14 protein-coding genes are annotated in these 17,938 nt (G+C 64.5%); all 14 read right to left on the bottom strand.

Going from position 1 to position 17,938, the window contains the following annotated elements; all coding sequences use genetic code 11:
• Window positions 1–28 precede the first annotated feature (28 nt).
• Genes OEG81_RS01300 through OEG81_RS01365 form a run of 14 tightly spaced genes read right to left on the bottom strand, consistent with a single transcriptional unit; the run spans window position 29 to window position 17,931 of the window.
• Window positions 29–2,071: a polysaccharide biosynthesis protein gene (locus tag OEG81_RS01300; protein ID WP_264130890.1), complete on the bottom strand. Its 2,043-nt coding sequence runs from the start codon at window positions 2,069–2,071 to the stop codon at window positions 29–31.
• Complete coding sequence (locus tag OEG81_RS01305; RefSeq protein ID WP_264130892.1) at window positions 2,061–3,257, bottom strand: DegT/DnrJ/EryC1/StrS family aminotransferase; 1,197 nt, start codon at window positions 3,255–3,257, stop codon at window positions 2,061–2,063. Before OEG81_RS01305 ends, OEG81_RS01300 begins: the two co-directional genes overlap by 11 nt.
• Before the next feature lie 30 nt (window positions 3,258–3,287).
• Window positions 3,288–3,914, bottom strand: coding sequence for an acetyltransferase (locus tag OEG81_RS01310; protein ID WP_264130893.1), 627 nt, complete (start codon window positions 3,912–3,914; stop codon window positions 3,288–3,290).
• Window positions 3,911–4,507, bottom strand: coding sequence for a sugar transferase (locus tag OEG81_RS01315; protein ID WP_264130895.1), 597 nt, complete (start codon window positions 4,505–4,507; stop codon window positions 3,911–3,913). The genes OEG81_RS01310 and OEG81_RS01315 overlap by 4 nt, the downstream gene beginning before the upstream one ends.
• Window positions 4,504–5,634: a glycosyltransferase family 4 protein gene (locus OEG81_RS01320; protein ID WP_264130896.1), complete on the bottom strand. Its 1,131-nt coding sequence runs from the start codon at window positions 5,632–5,634 to the stop codon at window positions 4,504–4,506. Before OEG81_RS01320 ends, OEG81_RS01315 begins: the two co-directional genes overlap by 4 nt.
• Complete coding sequence (locus OEG81_RS01325) at window positions 5,631–6,836, bottom strand: hypothetical protein (protein ID WP_264130897.1); 1,206 nt, start codon at window positions 6,834–6,836, stop codon at window positions 5,631–5,633. The genes OEG81_RS01320 and OEG81_RS01325 overlap by 4 nt, the downstream gene beginning before the upstream one ends.
• An 8-nt stretch (window positions 6,837–6,844) precedes the next feature.
• The gene (locus tag OEG81_RS01330; protein ID WP_264130898.1) at window positions 6,845–8,200 is read right to left on the bottom strand and encodes a phenylacetate--CoA ligase family protein; all 1,356 of its coding nucleotides are present in this window, start codon (window positions 8,198–8,200) and stop codon (window positions 6,845–6,847) included.
• 35 nt (window positions 8,201–8,235) lie between these two features.
• Window positions 8,236–9,384 (bottom strand): glycosyltransferase family 4 protein, encoded by a 1,149-nt coding sequence (locus OEG81_RS01335; RefSeq protein ID WP_264130899.1) that lies wholly within the window; start codon window positions 9,382–9,384, stop codon window positions 8,236–8,238.
• Window positions 9,381–11,342 (bottom strand): asparagine synthase (glutamine-hydrolyzing), encoded by a 1,962-nt coding sequence (gene asnB, locus OEG81_RS01340; protein WP_264130900.1) that lies wholly within the window; start codon window positions 11,340–11,342, stop codon window positions 9,381–9,383. Before asnB ends, OEG81_RS01335 begins: the two co-directional genes overlap by 4 nt.
• A 19-nt stretch (window positions 11,343–11,361) precedes the next feature.
• Window positions 11,362–12,546, bottom strand: coding sequence for a glycosyltransferase (locus OEG81_RS01345; RefSeq protein WP_264130901.1), 1,185 nt, complete (start codon window positions 12,544–12,546; stop codon window positions 11,362–11,364).
• Window positions 12,530–13,768 (bottom strand): polysaccharide pyruvyl transferase family protein, encoded by a 1,239-nt coding sequence (locus tag OEG81_RS01350; RefSeq protein WP_264130902.1) that lies wholly within the window; start codon window positions 13,766–13,768, stop codon window positions 12,530–12,532. Before OEG81_RS01350 ends, OEG81_RS01345 begins: the two co-directional genes overlap by 17 nt.
• Window positions 13,765–15,237: a lipopolysaccharide biosynthesis protein gene (locus OEG81_RS01355; RefSeq protein ID WP_264130903.1), complete on the bottom strand. Its 1,473-nt coding sequence runs from the start codon at window positions 15,235–15,237 to the stop codon at window positions 13,765–13,767. Before OEG81_RS01355 ends, OEG81_RS01350 begins: the two co-directional genes overlap by 4 nt.
• 3 nt (window positions 15,238–15,240) lie before the next feature.
• A complete protein-coding gene (locus tag OEG81_RS01360; RefSeq protein ID WP_264130904.1) occupies window positions 15,241–17,472 on the bottom strand; it encodes a polysaccharide biosynthesis tyrosine autokinase in 2,232 nt (743 codons plus the stop codon).
• A gap of 15 nt (window positions 17,473–17,487) precedes the next feature.
• Window positions 17,488–17,931 carry a low molecular weight protein-tyrosine-phosphatase gene (locus OEG81_RS01365; RefSeq protein ID WP_264132667.1) on the bottom strand — a complete coding sequence of 148 codons (444 nt, stop codon included), beginning with the start codon at window positions 17,929–17,931 and terminating at the stop codon, window positions 17,488–17,490.
• Between the last annotated feature and the right edge of the window lie 7 nt (window positions 17,932–17,938).

A 17,938-nucleotide genomic window follows, 5' to 3' on the forward strand; every position in this document is an offset into this window, starting at 1 on the left:
ACATGAATACTGGCTTGAGTGGCAGTCCTCAAGCCGGTTTGAGACGCCCCTTCCCCCGTTCCTGATAAATCAAGTCCACAATTTCATTATTGGCGGTATACCCGTCCACCAGTTCATAAAACAGCTCCCGCGAACGCGGGTAATCCGCTGCGCGAATCGCGGTATCCAGCCCTGCCAGCGACTCTTTCAGTGCTTCCCAGGCCAAGTGTTTTTCGTTGGCGCGCATGATCATGGGGTGGTCGGTGGGTGATACGTTGTCGCCGATCAGCAGTTCTTCATACAATTTCTCGCCTGGGCGCAGCCCCGTGTAGCGGATCTCGATATCGCCATCGATGTTGTCGGGCCGGCGCACGCTCAAGCCCGAAAGCTGGATCATCTTTTCAGCCAGCTCGGCGATTTTTACGGGCTCACCCATGTCCAGCACGAAGACGTCGCCCCCCTGGCCCATGGACCCGGCCTGGATCACCAGCTGGGCGGCTTCCGGTATAGTCATGAAATAGCGGGTGATGTCGGGATGCGTGACAGTGACCGGGCCGCCCTGGCGTATCTGCTGTTTGAATAAAGGTATGACCGAGCCGGAAGAGCCCAGCACATTGCCGAAGCGCACCATGGTGAAACGCGTTTGGTTTGCTACGGAGTCGTTCTGTTTGCCGTATAGAGCCGGCTTTGGTTCCTGGGCCAGCGCCTGCAGTACCAGCTCGGCCATGCGCTTGGTGCCGCCCATCACGTTGGTGGGGCGTACGGCTTTGTCGGTGGATACCAGCACAAAATTGCTGACGCCCGCGCGCAAGGCGGCTTGCGCGGCGTGCAGGGTGCCAAAGGTGTTGTTGACGATGCCTTCGGCGATGTTGTTTTCGACCAGGGGCACATGCTTGTAGGCGGCGGCATGGTACACCGTGTTCACCTTGCAGGCATGCATGACGTCGAACAGGCGGTTGGGGTTGCGCACGGAACCCAGTACGGGCACGACTCGTACCGCCAGTCCGGCGCCGTCGATGTGCGTTTGCAGTTCGCGCTGTATGGCGTACAGACCGAATTCCGAATGCTCGAACAGTACCAGGGTCTTCGGCGTGCTGCGTATGATCTGTCGGCACAGCTCCGAACCGATGGATCCACCCGCTCCCGTCACCATAACGACCTGTTCGTGTATGCAGCGTGCAAACAGCGTCGGATCGGGAGCGACGGGGTCGCGCCCAAGCAGGTCGTCGATGCGCACTTCGCGCAAGGCTTCGACCTTGACGCGGCCGGCGGCCAGGTCCATCAGCCCGGGCAGGGTGCGTACCGGTATGGCGTATGGGGCCAGCCTGTTCATGATTTGATTGCGGCGCGCTCGCGATGCCGAAGGTATCGCCAGCAGTACTTCCTGCGCTCCGGTATCGTGCAGCATGTAGTCGATCTGGTCCGAACAATACACCTGCAGGCCTGCCATGAGGCGGCCGTCCAGGTCCTTGTTGTCGTCCATGAAACCCACGGGCAGCAGTTCGCCGCCCAGGCGCAGGGCTTGCAGCAGTTGGTTGCCTGCGGCCCCTGCGCCGTAGATGATGACGCGCGGGCGTTCCTCCTTGCGTCGGCCGCCGTTGGGTATCAGCGGCAGGGTTTGCTCGCCGAACTGCACGTCGTTGAAGTAATGGCGCATCAATATGCGCAGGCCGCCAATGAACAGCAGGCTGAGCAGCCAATAGATGACGATGGTGGAGCGCGGTACGATGGCCGGCGCGTTGCCGTACAGGTACACGGCGACGGCCAGCAGGGCGGCGGCGGCGGTCACGACTCGGGCAATCGTGGTCAAGGCTTCCGGACCCAGGTAGCGCATTACTGCCCGATACAAGCCATAGCGGATGAATAGCGGGATGGCGGTCAGGGGGGCGGCGGCAAACAGCCAGGCGTGCGCGCCCAGCGGCTGGACGATTCCCGGGTCGCCAAGACGGATGAAGAACGCCAGCCACAGAGCCAGCCATATAAGCAGGATGTCCACGGTGACCTGCAGCATGCGTTTGTTGCGGGGGGAAAGGCCCAGCAGGCGTTCCCGCAGCGCATGGCCGTGAACATGCAAGATGTGCTCACTGTCCATAAGTTTGTCCGATACGGGTGGCTGCTTGCATGACATCGGAAAGAGCCATGCAGGTCTGCATGATGTGGTGGTCTTCCAGGGTGGGATGCACCAGGAACATCAAGGATGTTTCCCCCAGTTCGCGGGCGAACGGCAGCGGCTGGGCAGGGCGCCAGCCCGTGCCGTCGAAGGCTTTTTCCAGATACACCTCCGAGCACGAGCCCTGGTAGCAAGGCACGCCGCGGGCGGTGATCTCCTGGGCGATGCGATCGCGGTCCCAGCCTTCGGCCAGCATGTCGGGTTCGACGAACACGTAGCATTTGTAGGCGGCATGCTGGCAGTGGCTGGGTATCTTCGGCGCGCGCAGCCCGGGCAGTTGCCGTGCCGCATTCCATATGCGGCGGGCATGGGCCAGTCTTTTGGCATGCCAGTCCGGCATGCGCTGCAGCTGGATGCGGCCGATGACGGCCTGGGTCTCCTGCATGCGCCAATTGGTGCCGAAGCTTTCGTGCAGCCAGCGGAAGCCCGGGGGATGCTGGCGTTCGTAGACGGCTTCCCAGCTTTTGCCATGGTCTTTGTGCGACCATATCTTGCCCCACAGCGCCTGGGTATTGGTGGTGACCATGCCGCCTTCGCCGCCCGTGGTCATGATCTTGTCTTGGCAGAAGGACCAGGCGCCGATATGGCCTATGGAACCTACCGGGCGGTTCTTGTAGCGGGCGCCGTGGGCTTGCGCGCAATCTTCGATCACCCATAGGCCATGCAGGTCGGCCAGGGCCATGATGGGATCCATGTCGCAGGGCCAGCCGGCCAGGTGGACGCAGATGATGGCGCGGGTACGGGGCGTAAGAACGGCTGCAATGGTATCGGCGGTGATGTTCTGCGAGTCGCGGTCGACGTCGGCAAACACGGGGATTGCGCCGGCCAGGACGATGCACGACACCGAAGCCAGGAAGGTGCGCGGGGTGACGATGACTTCGTCGCCGGGCCCGATGCCCAGCGCCATCAGGGCGGCTTCCAGGGCTTGGGTGCCGTTGCCCAGCGCCACGGCATGGGCGCAGCCGGCCCAGGCGGCAAATTCCTTTTCGAAATGGCGGCTTTCCTGGCCGGTCCAGTAGTTGACCTTGTTGGACAGCAGGACGTTGCCGACGGCCTGGACTTCCTCGTCGGTGTAAGCGGGCCAGGGGGGAAAAGCAGTATTCAACATGATGTTCAATGCTCTGGTTAAGTGGCCGGCTCAGGCGGGCCGGGCGCGCGCCGGCGTCCCGACGGCCACCATGGCGTCGGGTATGTCGCGGATCACAGTGGCGCCGCTGCCTATGATGCTGTTTCGGCCGATATGAATAAGATGGTTGATGCTGGCGCCAATGCCCACCCAGCTTTGCTGGCCGATGTGGACGCCGCCGCCCAGCCCCGCATTGGGGCCGATGTGTACGAAATCTTCGATCAGGCAGTCGTGTTCGATGATGCAGCCTGTGTTCAGGATGGCGCCGTCGCCTATCCGGGCTCCCACGTTCACCACGGCCTGCGCGAACACGGCGCAGCCGGCGCCTAATTGCGCGTTACGGCTGACGACGGCGGCCGGGTGGACGACGCTCGCCAGGGACGCGCCCGCGTCAATCAGTCGCTGCTGCACCGCCGCCCGTGTCGGGTTGTTGCCGATGCCGACGATCACACCCTGGTAATTGTCGAATTGCGCGAATAACAGCGATGTGTCGCCGGCAATGGGCCAGGGACCGGCATGGGGGCCGGTTCCCGGCCAGGCATCGTCATAGAAATCGATGGCTTGCCATCCGCTGCACTGCGCCGCATCGGCAATGACGCGGCCGTGGCCGCCGGCGCCCACGATGGCCAGGCGTTTCATCGCTCGTTCCCCGTGAACTTGCGCATGGTGGCTTCGCCTTGAGCGCTGACGCCCTTGCGCGTCAGCACCAGCCGCACGGTCATGGCCAATATCTTCATGTCCAGCCAGAAGCTGCGGTTGTCCACGTACCATACGTCCAGCTGAAATCGTTCCGCCCAGTCCACCGCGTTGCGCCCGTTGACCTGCGCCCAGCCCGTCAACCCCGGGCGCACTTCGTGCCGGCGACGCTGGACGTCGTCATAGCGCGGCAGGTACTCCATCAGCAGGGGGCGGGGGCCGACCAGGCTCAGCTCGCCTTTCAGCACGTTCCACAGTTCGGGCAGTTCGTCCAGGCTGGTGGAGCGCAGCCAGCGGCCGAAGGGAGTCAGTCGCTGCGCATCGTCCAGAATTTGTCCATGGGTGTCGACGGCGTCCCGCATGCTGCGGAACTTGAGCATGAGAAAGGGTTTTTCATGCAGGCCGGGGCGTTGCTGCCTGAAGAAAACGGGACGGCCCATATTGATGGCCACCAGTGCGGCCACGCACGCCAGCAGGGGCGACAGCAACAGCAGGGCGGTGGCGGCGGCGACGATGTCGAACAGTCTCTTGATCATGGCGTGATGTCCATTTCGCGCAGCATGGCGGCATTGACCTTGTGCACGTTGTAGCGGTCTTCGGCCATGGCCCGCGACTGGGCGCCCATGGCGGCGGTCAGGCCGGGGTCTGCGTACAGGCTTTCCATGGCCTCTACCAGCCTGTCCACGGACCGGGGCGGTACCAGGTAGCCGTTGCGGCCTTCTTCCACCGTTTGCCGGCAGCCCGGTGCGTCGGTGGTGATGATGGCGCGGCCCATCGCCATGGCTTCCAGCACGGTGCGGGGCGTGCCTTCCCGGTAGGAGGGCAGCACATACACGCTGCTGGCGGCGATGGCGGGCCGCACGTCGTCCAGGCGGCCCAGATAGTCGATGTCGCCGGCCGCGACCCATTCATGCAGTTCGCCATGGGCGATGGCATCGGGGTTGTCGTCTATCCAGCCGGCCAGGCTGAAGGTGCATTCGGGATGCGCCGCCCGCATGCGCGCCGCCGCCGCGGCGTACTCGCGCACGCCCTTGTCGCCCAGCAGCCGGGCGATCAGCAGGAAATGCGGCGCCTTGGGTAGCGGCGCGACCTGGTAGCGGTTCAGGTCGACGCCGGATCCGTTCACAATATGGGTGATCTGGCCGGGATGCAGGATCTTCAGGCCGCGGAACAGGGCTTCGTCGTCGGGGTTCTGGAAAAAGGCCTTATGGGCTTTCTTCAGCCCTTGGCGATACAGTGTCTTCGCAACGTTGCGCAGCGTGCCGCGGCGGTCTTTCGCCTGGTCGTCGCCCTGGAAGGCGTAGCCCAGGCCGGTGATCAGGGCATAGCGTTGCGGCACCCCCGCCAGCCATCCCGCCAGGGTGCCATAGATGACGGGCTTGATGGTGTAGGCCAGGGTGTAGTGCGGGCGCAGGCGGCGCATCAGGCGCCACAGGCGGAGCAGGCTGCGCAGATCCTTGGCGGGATTCATGCCGGTGCGCTGCAGCGGAATATCATGCGGAGTCATGCCGCGCGCCCGCAGCGCCTGATGCATGGCCGACCGGCTATCCAGGCCCGGGGCGGCAACATGCACGTCCAGACCCTGGGCCTGCAAGGCGTCCAGCAGCGCTCCCCTGAATTGCAGGATCGAGTCGGGAAAGCCGGCAATCAACAAGAATCTCATGGCTTCACCATGCCGGAGTGGGGCACATGCCGTGCCATGGGGGCGTAAGGCTGCGGCTTGTGCCGCGCCACGGGTTGGCGCGTTCGGCCCAGCACCGAAATGAACAGATAGATCAATAGGGGGGCGAACATCCATTTTTGCCTGACGGCGATGCCCAGGTTGGCCGTGGTAATGGCCAGGATCAGCCAGGTCAGCAGGCAGTAAAGCCACATGAAGGCCCGGTTGCCCATCAGCTTGTGGCGACGGCGCTTGATGATCTGGCTGCAGCCGGCCACTGCCAGGAAGATCAGCACCACATTGTCCATCGAGGCCGCCAGGCCGAAGACGCTGCCCGCTTCGTAGGGCAGCGGCCGGAACAGATAGCTGAACAGCTGCAGGGGCAGGCTCATCGATGCGATGTCCACGCTGCTTCCGCCCTGGGTGTTGAGGGACTGGCGCTGCTCGACATAGCTCATGATGTCGTCGGCGCCGCTGGCGTCGCCCAGGCCGGCGTAGGTCAGGGCAAAGGGCACCATGGCGGCGGTGGCGGCCAGGGCCGCCGTGCCCAGGAAAATACGCTGGCCCAGCGGCAGGCGCCGCTGCAGCACCAGGGATCCGGCCAGGGCAATGACCATGATGCCGGCGATATGGGGCCGGACCAGCGCCATGATGAAGATGGACGCCGCCAGCAGGACGACCCGGCGGCCCATGTTCAGCGTGGCGTAAAGCGCCAGCGCGGCGGCCATGAAGGCCAGCGCGTCCTTGCCCAGGGCCGATGACCAGAAGCTGATGGAGGGCAGCAGCACGATCAGGGTGGCGAAGCGGCGCAGCAGCCTGGCCTTGTTTGCCGTAGCGGCCTGCAGGCAGGCGTCGAAGGCGATCAGGCCGATGGCGCCGAAGATGTTGAACAACAGGCAGGCGCCCAGAAACGAGAGATTCAGGCCCGTGACGAACAGCGTGGCGATGTTGACGACGGCACCGGTGCCGAAGGGGGCCATGAATTCGCCCTGCTGCGCCTTCAGGTAATAGACCAGGGCGTCGGCGCCGTTCTGAATGGCATAGATGGAATAAGCCAGGCAGAACAGAGAATGCCAGGCATACAGCAGCATGGCGCGGCCTCTGCCAACGCCGAGCATGCGGCCGGCCTTGAAGGCCAGCAGAAGGCCCAGCATGTTGACCAGTACGGCGCTGGCCAGTTGCAGGGGGGAGCCGATCAATTCCATGACGGGCCCTAGCCTTGGACGAGGGGACGCATGGCGTCGGGGGACAGGCGGTTCTTGACGATGCGGAACTTGCCGCTGGCCTCGCGCGGAATGTGGTCCACCACATTCAGCTCGATGCGCATGCCCTGGCCCAGCCTTAGGGATAATGCATGCAGGAAGTTCTGGCGCTGCTCCGGCGTGAAGCGCGGGTTCGCCATCACGGCCACGTTGACGGCGTCGGGCGCTTCCTGGACGATCTGGAAGCAGATGATGCCTTCGGCGTCCTTGGTGCTGTTGCTGATGTTGCCCAGGTTGACCTTGCCGTTTTGGGGCGACCAGATGAAATCGGCGGTACGCCCCTCGATGTGCTTGACCACCGGAAAGCAGGATCCGCAGGGGCAGCGGTAATCGTCCGGTGCCAGGCTGATGCGGTCGCCGATGCGGTAGCGGATCAGGGGCGTGCCGCGCGTGGTGAACGAGGTCACCAGGATCTCGCCTTCGCGCGCGGGTTGCATGGCCTCGTCCACCACTTCGAAGACGCCTGTCAACGGGTGGATGTGCAAAGACCCTTCAGGGCATTCCAGAATGAAGGGAGCGCCTTCCGAGGCGGCGTACTGGTCCACCACGCGGCAGCCCAGCACGGCCGGGATCAGTTCCCGATGCACGGGCAGGACGGTTTCGGCGGTGGGGAAAAAGGTGTCGACCTTGCCGTTGTAGCGCAGGCCGCGCTCCTCCGCCATGGCGCACAGGTCCAGCACGCTGGATGGAAAGCCCACGATGTAGTCCGGCTGGAAATCCTGCAGTGCCCGCCAATAGGCATCGAAATATTGCGAGCCGATATGGAAGGTCGAGAAAAAGCGGATCTTGTTGATGTGGTCGTCACGCCAGATGCGTCCGGATGCCAGGTCGGCGGGCCGCAGCAGGCTTTTGCCGCTGAACCACGCCACCCTGCAGCCCAGTTTGTAGCCGTAGCGTGAACGGAAGTGATCCTTCAGGGCGAAGCGCTCCTGCATGTCCTCCGGGTGATAGATCACTTTCATGGAGGCGCCTGTTGTGCCTCCGGTCAGGCTGACGATGCCTTCGTGTTCCTCGATCGTGCGGATCTGGTCCATATGGGCCAGCAATTGCTCTTTCTCCAGGATGGGAAACTCATGCAGCGCCTTGCCGCGATATGGCGCATACCAGGGCGATTTTTCGGTGGCCCATTGCAGGAACAGGGCTTGCCGCCTGGCAGCCTCCCTGGCGATTTCATCGGCTCCGGCCTGTTCGAAATCGCGGTAGTAGCGTTGATAGGCCTTGTACTTGCCTTGATGCCGCTGCCGGTACAAATGCGTGTTGTATACGCTGATGCCGGCATCCTGTATGGCGACCGGCGCGTATTTCAAGATAAATTCTTTAAGTGCCATCGTTCACCTTTGGATCAATAGGGCAGCGCCATGGCTGTCTGGTAAAGGGATTCGTACTGGTCGACCGCATGGTCCAGCGTGTAGTGGTCGGCAATGCGTCGCCGGGCGCGGGCGCCCATGGCGTGCAGTTGGGCGGCGTCCAGGTCGGCCATGTCTATCATGGCCTGCGCCAGGGCCGGCACGTCGCCCGCGGGAACGACCCGGCCGCCCTGGCCCAGCAGAAGCCGGGCATCGCCGACGTCCGTGGTGATGCAAGGCAGCCCCACGCTCATGGCCTCGCCCAGCGCGTTGGGGAAACCTTCGGTGCGCGAGTGCAGACAGAAGACGTCCATGGCGCTGAGGCAGTCGGCCACGTCGCCGCGCTGGCCCAGCAGCAGGAAGCGCTCTGGGTGCATGGTGGCGGCGATCTGGCTGGCCAGGGCCGGGTTGTCCCGCGTCAGGTCGCGCCCCACCAGCATGAAGTACAGCCCGCGCCGTTGCCGCATGGCGGCGTTGGCCGCCTGCACGAAGCTGTGATGGTCCTTGGCCGCGCTGTAGCGGCCAAGCGAACCGATGACCAGGCTGTCCGGAGGGATGCCCAGTTCGCGCCGCAGCCTGCGGCGGCCGGTGTCTGAATAGGTGAAGGCATCCGGGTCGTAGCCGTTGTGGATGACTTCCATGCGCGTTCGGTCATAGCCGGCACGGGCATGGACTTCCAGGGCGGAATCCGCCACGCAGACGATGCGCCAGGGCAGATGGCGGGACGCGATGGCGCAGCTTCGCCTGACGGCCCGCTTCAGGCGCGTCCCGCCGGATTCGAAGTGGGAGTTCCGGATGCCCCACAGGATGCGCCTGATGCCCAGCCGGCGGCCCGCGAGGCCGCCCAGCAGGTCGGCGTAGTACATCCAGCACTGCAGTACGTCGGGCCGGTTGGTCCGCAGCGCCCGCTTCAATCTTGCATAGGTGCGCGGCGCATCCCAGAGCGACTTCATTCCCAGGGCGGTGACCGGAATGCCCTGTTCTTCCAGCCGGGCGCCCAGCGTGCCTTTGCTGGTCAAGGAGATTACCCGGTGCGCATACTGCGGATCGTCCCGGTGGGCTTCGATCAGGCGCAGCAGGAAGCGTTCGGCGCCGCCCACGTCCAGGCCGACGATGACATGAGTGATGTGGATGGGCGTCTTCATGCGTGTTGCCCTTGCAGCCAGGATTGAAAGGCAAGAATGCACCACAGCCGCTGCGAGTGATCTTGATGGCCGGCCTGGTGCTGGCGCCAGGCGCGCTGGACGGGTTCGGCATTCAGGTAGCCTTCGCGCGCCAGCCGTGCCGGGTCCAGCAGCGCCTGCGCCCAGTCGCGCAAGGGGCCGCGCAGCCAGTCGGCCAGGGGCACCGAAAAACCTTTCTTGGGGCGGTCCATCAGCGTCTGCGGCACGTGCCGGTACAGCAGCTGGCGCAAGGGCCATTTCCCTTCGCCGGCGCGGATCTTCCACTCCAGCGGCATGCGCCAGGCCAGTTCGACAACGTGGTGATCCAGCATGGGCACGCGCACTTCCAGGCTGTATGCCATGGCGGCCCGGTCCACTTTCACCAGAATGTCGTCGGGCATGTACATGGCGGCGTTGGCAGCCATCATGTCATGCTCGAAGCTGTCCGTGCGGGGCACGGCGCCGGGCGCCGTCAGCGGTGTGGGCGCTTCGGACGCATCTCGCACCAGCGCGCCCGGATCGGACCAGTGGCTGCTGAGCTGGCGAAAGAAATCGCCTTGATCGGGTGATGACAGCAGGGTCGACAGCTTGTGCAGCTTGTCGGCGTTCATCCCCCGCGCCAGGCGCCCCGACGATGCCCGCCGCAGTCCATTGAGCACCGAGTCCCAATGCGCGGGCGCCACGCCGTTCAGCAGCGATGCCGCCAGCCGGCGCAGCGGTTTGGGCACGCCTTGTATGCGGCGCCACAGCTTGGGCGCGAAGCGGAAGGTGTTGTAGCCCCCGAAGAGCTCGTCGCCGCCGTCGCCGCTTAACGCAACGGTGACATGCTTGCGGGTCAGCTGGCTGACCAGCAGCGTGGGGATTTGCGAACTGTCGGCGAAGGGCTCGTCGTAGATATGAGGCAGCGCTGGAATAAGGGCCAGCGCATCGTTGGGCCGCAGGACCACGTCCGTGTGTTCGGTGCCCAGGTGTCGGGCGATGGCGGCCGCATGCGGCGCCTCGTTGTAGCGCTCATCGTCGAAGCCGATGGTGAAGGTGCGCACGGGCGTGGTGCTCTGCGCCTGCATCAACGCCACGATGGTGCTGCTGTCGATGCCGCCGCTCAGGAAGGCGCCCAGTGGGACGTCGGACAGCATCTGGCTGCGCACGCTCAGCGACAGTTGCCGTTCCAGTGCGTCCACGGCTTCGTCGGGCGTGCCTTCGAAAGGACGGCGCAGGCCCGAGGCAACGGTTTCAGCAATGGTCCAGTAGGGAATGGGCTGGGCGGCGCGCGCTTTGTCGGGATTGGCCAGGTCCAGCGCCAGCCAGTGGCCGGCCGGCAGCTTGTGCATGCCCTGGTAGATGCTGTGCGGGGCGCAGATGTAGCCGTGCCGCATGAACGAGGCCAGCGCCTGCCTGTCCACGTCGGCCTGGAAGGCTGGGTGCCGTCGCAGCGCCTTGAGCTCGGAGCCGAACAGCAGTACGCCGTTCTGCCAGCCCCAGTACAGGGGCTTCTCGCCGAGGCGGTCGCGCGCCAGGAAGAGCCGCCTGGTTTGCCTATCCCATACGGCCAGGGCGAACATGCCGGTGGTTGACGTCAGCGTTCTCTGTACGCCCCAGGCACTGATGCAGGCCAGCAGGGTTTCCGTGTCGGAGTGGCCGCGCCAATGGGGGGCGCGGCCTTCCGCGTCCAGTTGTCGGCGCAGATTCAGGTGGTTGTAGATCTCGCCGTTGAAGGCAATGACATGGCGCTGCTCGGACGACAGCATGGGCTGGTGCCCGGCTGAAGACAGCTCCAGCACGGATAGCCGGCGATGCGCCAGGGCCAGGCCGCAGGACTCATCCGCCCAGACGCCCGCGTCGTCCGGCCCGCGATGCGTCAGCGCATCGGCCATATGGCGGGCGGTGCTGTGCAGTGATCCGCTTGCGGTCGGCGTATGGAAGCCGGTCAGGCCGCACATGGTAGTCCTTGGGTATGTGTCATGGGGATAGGCCCGCGATGGCGCGGGGAAGCAAAAGCGGCAAATAGGTTTCCACCACCCGGTCGGCGCTGAAATCGTCCGCGCGCCGCCGGACGTCGGGCGGATGCGGATCCGTCAGGGTCGCATCAATGGCCTGCGCCAGGGCGGCGGGATCGCCTACGGGAACAAGCCTGCCCCAGCGGCCATTGCCCAGGATTTCCTCCGGGCCGCTGGGGCAGGCGGTGCTGACGACGGGCGCGCCGCAGGCCATGGCTTCGACCAGCACATTGCCGAAGCCTTCCCAGCGCGAGCTCAGCACGAAGGCGCCGGCGCGTCCCATCCAGGTGTAGGGATTGGCCTGGAAACCCGCCAGCAGGATGTCGTCTTTGCACGGCAATGCGCCGATCTGCGCTTCCAGCGCCTGGCGCTGTCCGCCTTCTCCCAGTATGGCCAGCCGCAGCGGGCGCCGCGCGCGCAGCAGGGCGAAGGCGCGGATCAGGGTCGGAAAATCCTTCTCGGGGCTGAGCCGGCCCGCTGCGACGATCACGGGTGGCGCCTCCGGGACGAACCAGGGATGCTCCAGCGGTTCCAGGCTCTTGGCGGCCAACGCCGCGGTGTCGATGGGGTTGTGGCGCGTATGGATGCGCTGGGGGGCGCAGCCCAGCCTGCGTGCCAGATCCTGGGCGACGCCGTCGGAGACGGCGATGATGGCATCGGCGCGCGCATAAGCGGGGCGCATCAGCCAGGGCAGGCACCATGCCATGCCCCGGTGCGAGTCCGACAGCAGCTGGCTCAGATTGGCGTGTTCGGTCAGGACCAGGCGCGTCGGCACCTTGGCGATCCGGCAGGCCCAGCTGGCGATGACATTGACGTAGTTCATGGCCGACACCAGGGTGGCGGGGCGCTCCTGGCGCAGGTAGCGCGCCAGCGGCTGCAGGGTTTGACGCGTGCGGGGCGCATTCAGGTTGACGATGCGCACCCTGGGCGATACATCGTCCAGATAGACGCCGGCCTTGCGGGCGAGCACCAGGTCTACGTCCAGCCCCTTGGCCGCCAGGCCGTTGGCCAGCGACACCATGACGCGTTCCGCGCCGCCGCCGTGCAGCGAGGGGATGAACAGGGCCAGCTTGCCGCTGATCACGGGGTGGGCCGTGGCGCCCTGCGCGCTCATCATTGCCGCGGTGGACTCAGACATGGATTGCATGGCGAAAGTCTCTATCCAGCGCCTGGCGCACAGGCGCCAGTTGCGCGGGAGTCTGGCGCAGCATGGCGGCGATGATGTCCCGCACCGGGTGCTGCGTGAACTCGGCGAGGGGAATGCAGGCCTCCCGCTTGCCGCAGTAAGTGAACAACTGCAGGACCTTGGGATCCCACTCGAAGCCGATGACGGGCACGTCCTGGGCCATGGCCGCCACCGTGGCATGCATGCGGTAGGCGGCCAGCGCCTTGTAGCTGCCTATGCGCTGCATCAGGTCGCCGGGCGAGTCGATGGCCGTGCATACCGACAAGCCCGGATACTTGGGCGACAGCGCTTGCCAGACGGCGTGCGCAAAATCGTTGTCGACGCCTGAGCCGTTGGAGATCAGCTCTATGTGTTCGGCGCCGATTTGCCCGGCCAGCGTGCCGATCAGGGCGTCCCACCATTTCAGGGCATACTGCATGTCGGCCATGGGATGCTCGGGGATCACCGCTTGCAGGACCGAGGGCGCGATGACGCCCAGGCCTACCGTATTGGTTTGCGCCGCCAGGGTGTCGCTGCGCGTCAGGTACAGTCCGGTGTCGACGCCGCACATGATCTTTGGATGGACGGCTTCTCCGCCGATGTCCTTGATCAGTTCGTAGGTGTTGCCGTCGCGGCAGACCACGCAGGCCACGGCCGCGGATTGCAGGATACGCGCCGTTATCTTGCGGCCCAGCCGGCTGTAGCGCCTGCCCGCGCCGACCGAGAACAGCTTGACGGGCACGCCATGGCGCTCGCACTGCTGGACGATGCGCAGGATGAGCAGCGGAAAGTTCAGGTAGTTGTCCATCAGCAGGTTGCCGCCGCCGATCACCACCTGCCGGTAGCGCGCCACCTGGTAGCCGGCCGCGATGCGCCGATAGCGGGTGAAGTAGAACAGCAGCGCGATGGCGTAATTGACCAAGGCGATGCGCAGCAGGGAATGCCATATGCGCTGCGGCCAGGACGGCGCACGCGGCGCTGTGCCGGTGGCGGGCGGATTGCCTGGATTGGACGGGGCCGCGGCTGGAGCCGGCGTCCCCCCGTAGAAGTCCCGAAACGCCGCCGCAACGCCATGCTCGGCGCACAGCTTTTCAATGGCCAGCTTGATGATGCCGTCGCCGACATTCCTGGATGCGTATTCGCCGATGAACAGAGTCTGCTTCATGGCGTCATTCCCCCGCGGTGTGCCTGCGGAACGGCTCATGTCTCGGTCTCCTGGATTTTTCCTGTATTGCGCTGGAACCAGGCTTGCAGTTTTTCCTTCAGGAACATGTGGCCTGCGACGCCGGCCAGATGGCTAAGCAATAGGTAAAGGGCGCCAAAGCAGAATCCGCCCGCCAGCGCATGCCAGCTTGGGGTCAATGCGGCGGTGTGCATCAGCCAGGCGGTGGCGCCGGCGCAGACGGCGGCCACTGCGATGGGTTCGAACAAGTCCAGCAACTGGGCGCGCCAGCTGTAGCCTATCTGGGTGGCGGAGCAGTGCATGTAGTAAAGGCTGGACAGCGCGACGGCGATGATCTGGCCCGTCACGATGCCGATGAGTCCGAAGGGGATCGAGGCGGCCAGAAGCACCAGGTGTATGGCCTTCTTGCTCATGCCGGTGTACAGCACCAGATCGGTCCTGCCCAGCACTTTCAGCATGTTGAAATTGACCGTATGGATGGGCAGCAGCATGCCGGCGATGCACAGCAGCTGCAGATACGGCACGGCCGGCGCCCAGCGGGCATCGAAGGCAATCCTGAACAGGGGCTCGGCCAGGACGGTGATCAGCAGCAGGGCGGGCGCCATGATGTAGAACAACAGCTGCAGCACGATGCGGTACATGCGGCGCAGGCCCTCCAGGTCGTCCTGAAGTTGCGCCATGGCCGGGTACGTGGCCTGCTGCACGGCGCTGTTCAGCTGATCCACGATCAGGTCGCGTATGCGCTTGGCAAAGTAATACAGGCCCGTCGCCTCGGCGCTGAACACGCGGCCGATGACCAGTACGTAGGAATTTTCATAGAGCACGTTCAAGGTGCTTTCCAGCGTCAGTTTCGAACCGAAGCTGAACATCTGACGGAAAGACCGGGCGCTGAAAGCCAGGCTGGGCCGCCAGCTGCCGCCCAGCCAGAGCAGGGCGGTGGATACGGCGGCGGCGATCATGAACTGTGCCACCAGGCTCCATACACCCAGGCCGGCATAGGCCATGAGCACGGCAACGGCGCCCGCGGCAATGGTGGCGGTGGAATTGATGCGCATCAGCGACTTGAAATCCATGGCCCGGTTCAGCAGCGCCAGTTGCACCACCTTGAATGCATTGATGAACAGCACGAGTCCGATGACGCGAATCAGCGGAATCAGTTCCGCCTGCTCGTAAAAGCGGGCCACCCAGGGCGCCGCCAGGTAAAGCGCCGCATAGATCAGCACGCTGAAGACAAGATTGGTGACAAACGCCGTCGATAGGTCGATGTCCTGGAGCTGCTTTTGACGAATGATGGCTTGTCCGAAGCCCGAGACCATCAGGACATCGGCCAGTGCATAGCAGATGGCGATCATGGCCATCAGGCCGAAGGCATCGGGCGTCAGGAAGCGCGCCAGGAACAGGGTGAAGACCACCGAGGCGCCGCGGCTGACCACCATATTGGCCAGGTTCCATGCGATGCCGTGGCCGACTTGTTTGCCCAGGGTGCTCACCGTTCAGCCATCCTTCGAACCGTACTCATAGTGGGTATACCGATAGCTGCCGTACTTGCCGCCATAGCGGCGGCTGGAAGCGGCAAGATCGTTGAAGATCACGCCGTTGATTCTTGCGCCCGACTGGCGCAGGCGTTTTGCCGATTCCTCCAATTCGCCCAAGGTGGTGACCTCGGCGCGGGCCAGCAGGAAGACGGCTCCGGCATGCGAGGCCAGCGCCATCGCGTCGGACACGGCCAATATCGGCGTCGTGTCCAGCAGCACGAAGTCGTAGCGGCTGGACAAGGCCTCGAGCGCCTTGGGCGCGGCCGGTGAAAGCAATAGTTCGGCCGGATTCGGCGGCAGCACGCCTGTCGTGATCAGGTCTACATTGGGCAGGACGCTGGGCCGTATGGCCTCTTCCGGGGAAATCGCGCCGCTGATCAGTTCGCTGACGCCCTTGGCGCGTTGCAGCCCGAAGTATTGATGGATATAGCCCTTGCGCAGATCGGCGTCCACGAGCAGCACGCGTTTTCCGGCGGCGCCCAGCACGGCGGCGAAATTGACGCTGGTGAACGACTTGCCGATGCCTGGCGTGGGTCCGCTGAACAGCACGATGTTGTTGGGCGCATCCAGCATGCCGAACTGCAACGCTGTTCTCAGGCTGCGCAGGCTTTCGATGGCGGGGTCGCCCGGCGCGGTGCTGGCCAGCACGTGATTGCCGGGGCGCCGTTCCATGATCAGGCGGTGTAGCGTCGTCTGGCCGGCGGTGTGCGGCACCGTGGCGAATACATTCAATCCCAGTACCGATTCGATGTCGGCGGGATCTTTGACGCCGGGGCGCATCATATTGCGCAGGAACGCCGTGCCCACGCCCAGCATCAGCCCCAGCAGCAAGGCCACCGACAGCACCAGGGGCTTGTTCGGCTGTATGGGCCGGGTCGGGACGACGGCGGTGTCGACGACACGCACGTTGCCGATCTTGCCTTCCTTGACTAGCCGCAGCTGCTGCGCGCTGTTGAGCAGGTTGACGTAGAGCTCGCCGTTGACTTTCACATCCTGCATCAGCGTCAGCAATTGCTGCTCCATGTCGGGCAGGGTGCTGATTTTCTTGGACAGCTCGGCGATTTCCTTCTTGACCGCCGCAATCTGCCTGTCCAGGACCTGCATGGTCGGATGGGCTGCGGTATACAGGGCCGCCTGCTCGCGGCGCTTCTGTTCCAGGGTGAAAAGCTGCGCCTTCAACTGGACCGAGGTATTCAGCGACAAGGAGCCTTCCGTGCCCAGGTCGAAGGTGCCGTGCTTGTCGCGGAATGCCGTATAGCGGTCGGCGGCCTCGTCCATCTTGGTTTTCAGCTCGGGCAGGAAATCGTCCAGGAAGGTCAGCGATTTCTCCGCTTCGGCGGCCTTGCGCTGGATATTCTGGTTGACGTAGGCTTGGCCGATGGCGTTCAGGATATTCGTGATGCGCCGCGGGTCGGTTCCGGCCATGACGGCGGACAATACGCCTGACTGTTTGCCTTTTTCGGATACGTCCAGCGCGTTCTGCAGATTTTTTATCATCGAGATGCGCGATTGCCGGACCACAATGAAGCGGGCTCCCGGTTTTGCGCTCAAGGCGGCGATCCGGATCTGGGCGGGGGCGCCCTGCAATTCAAAACTCACCAGTTCGCCCGTTGCGCCTTGCGCCAGTTCCGACCCATCGGGCCCGTGCAGGGTGTAGCCGTTTTCGGTGGCGATCAGCGTCAATTGGGTGCCTTCCAGCTCGGCGGGCATGTCCAGCCGGTCGAGCCGGATGGACTCCGTGCCCCACACATAGCCGTCCAGGCCCAGGAAGCCGGGCTCCGACAGTTCCGTTGCGCGCGAGGACAGCCATCGCCCCACGAAGGGCAGGTAATCGGGACGGGCGCTCAGGTGCAGCCTGAGGTTGTCCACGGCTTGGCCGACCACCAGCCGCGACCGGAGAATCTCGATCTCGGCCGAGGCGGGCGACTGCACATTGAATAAAGCGGCCATCTCGCCGAGCGCGTCGCTGGTCGGGCCGTCGTTCTGCTCCACCTGTATCAGGCTGTCGGCCTGGTACACCGGCTGCTTCAGGAAGGCGTACAGGGCTCCGAAGAAAAGGACGATGGCGGTAATGCCCGCGATCAGCCAACGGGCTTCGATCACGATGTCGAGCAGGCCGAGCAGGTTGACGTCGTCCCTGTCCTGGTGATCTGCGAGGCTGGGCTGCATGTCGTTGTCAGATATGGTCATCTTGTTTTTGAGTCTTCACCCGATTTGGCGGATACGCTGTACCCAGTGGTCGACGCCGCGCTCGATGGCGGCATGGGCTTGTTCGAACGCCTCGCGCGGCTTCCGATAGGGGTCGGCAACATCGAAACGCTGGCCTTCCGCCAACTCGCCCAGGCAGCGTATCTTGCCGCGCGCCAAGGGATAGCGGGTCGCCAGTTCGCGCTGCTGATCGCTTTCCATCACGAGGATCAGGTCGGCGCCTATGCACATGGCCCGCGTGATCTGCTGCGCGCGATGCGTCGACAGGTCCAGGCCGTGCTGTTGGGCGACGTCTTGCGCCGTGCTGTCGGCGGGGTGGCCGACCAGCGCGGCCAGGCCTGCGGAATGCACGGCCTTGTCCGGGAAGTGCCGCTTGAGCAGCGCTTCGGCCAGAGGGCTTCGGCAGATATTGCCGACGCATACGAGCAGGATGCTGTGCATGGTCATG

Source organism: Pollutimonas sp. M17 (assembly GCF_025836975.1).
Classification (GTDB): Bacteria; Pseudomonadota; Gammaproteobacteria; order Burkholderiales; family Burkholderiaceae_B.

Bases quoted from the DNA above. Each gene is read 5' to 3' on its own strand.
- OEG81_RS01310 (WP_264130893.1), bottom strand. From the start codon at position 3,914: ATGAAACGCCTGGCCATCGTGGGCGCCGGCGGCCACGGCCGCGTCATT.
- OEG81_RS01325 (WP_264130897.1), bottom strand. From the start codon at position 6,836: ATGGAATTGATCGGCTCCCCCCTGCAACTGGCCAGCGCCGTACTGGTC.
- OEG81_RS01360 (WP_264130904.1), bottom strand. From the start codon at position 17,472: ATGACCATATCTGACAACGACATGCAGCCCAGCCTCGCAGATCACCAG.
- OEG81_RS01320 (WP_264130896.1), bottom strand. From the start codon at position 5,634: ATGAGATTCTTGTTGATTGCCGGCTTTCCCGACTCGATCCTGCAATTC.
- OEG81_RS01345 (WP_264130901.1), bottom strand. From the start codon at position 12,546: ATGCAATCCATGTCTGAGTCCACCGCGGCAATGATGAGCGCGCAGGGC.
- OEG81_RS01315 (WP_264130895.1), bottom strand. From the start codon at position 4,507: ATGATCAAGAGACTGTTCGACATCGTCGCCGCCGCCACCGCCCTGCTG.
- OEG81_RS01350 (WP_264130902.1), bottom strand. From the start codon at position 13,768: ATGAGCCGTTCCGCAGGCACACCGCGGGGGAATGACGCCATGAAGCAG.
- OEG81_RS01365 (WP_264132667.1), bottom strand. From the start codon at position 17,931: ATGCACAGCATCCTGCTCGTATGCGTCGGCAATATCTGCCGAAGCCCT.
- asnB (WP_264130900.1), bottom strand. From the start codon at position 11,342: ATGTGCGGCCTGACCGGCTTCCATACGCCGACCGCAAGCGGATCACTG.
- OEG81_RS01335 (WP_264130899.1), bottom strand. From the start codon at position 9,384: ATGAAGACGCCCATCCACATCACTCATGTCATCGTCGGCCTGGACGTG.
- OEG81_RS01305 (WP_264130892.1), bottom strand. From the start codon at position 3,257: ATGTTGAATACTGCTTTTCCCCCCTGGCCCGCTTACACCGACGAGGAA.
- OEG81_RS01300 (WP_264130890.1), bottom strand. From the start codon at position 2,071: ATGGACAGTGAGCACATCTTGCATGTTCACGGCCATGCGCTGCGGGAA.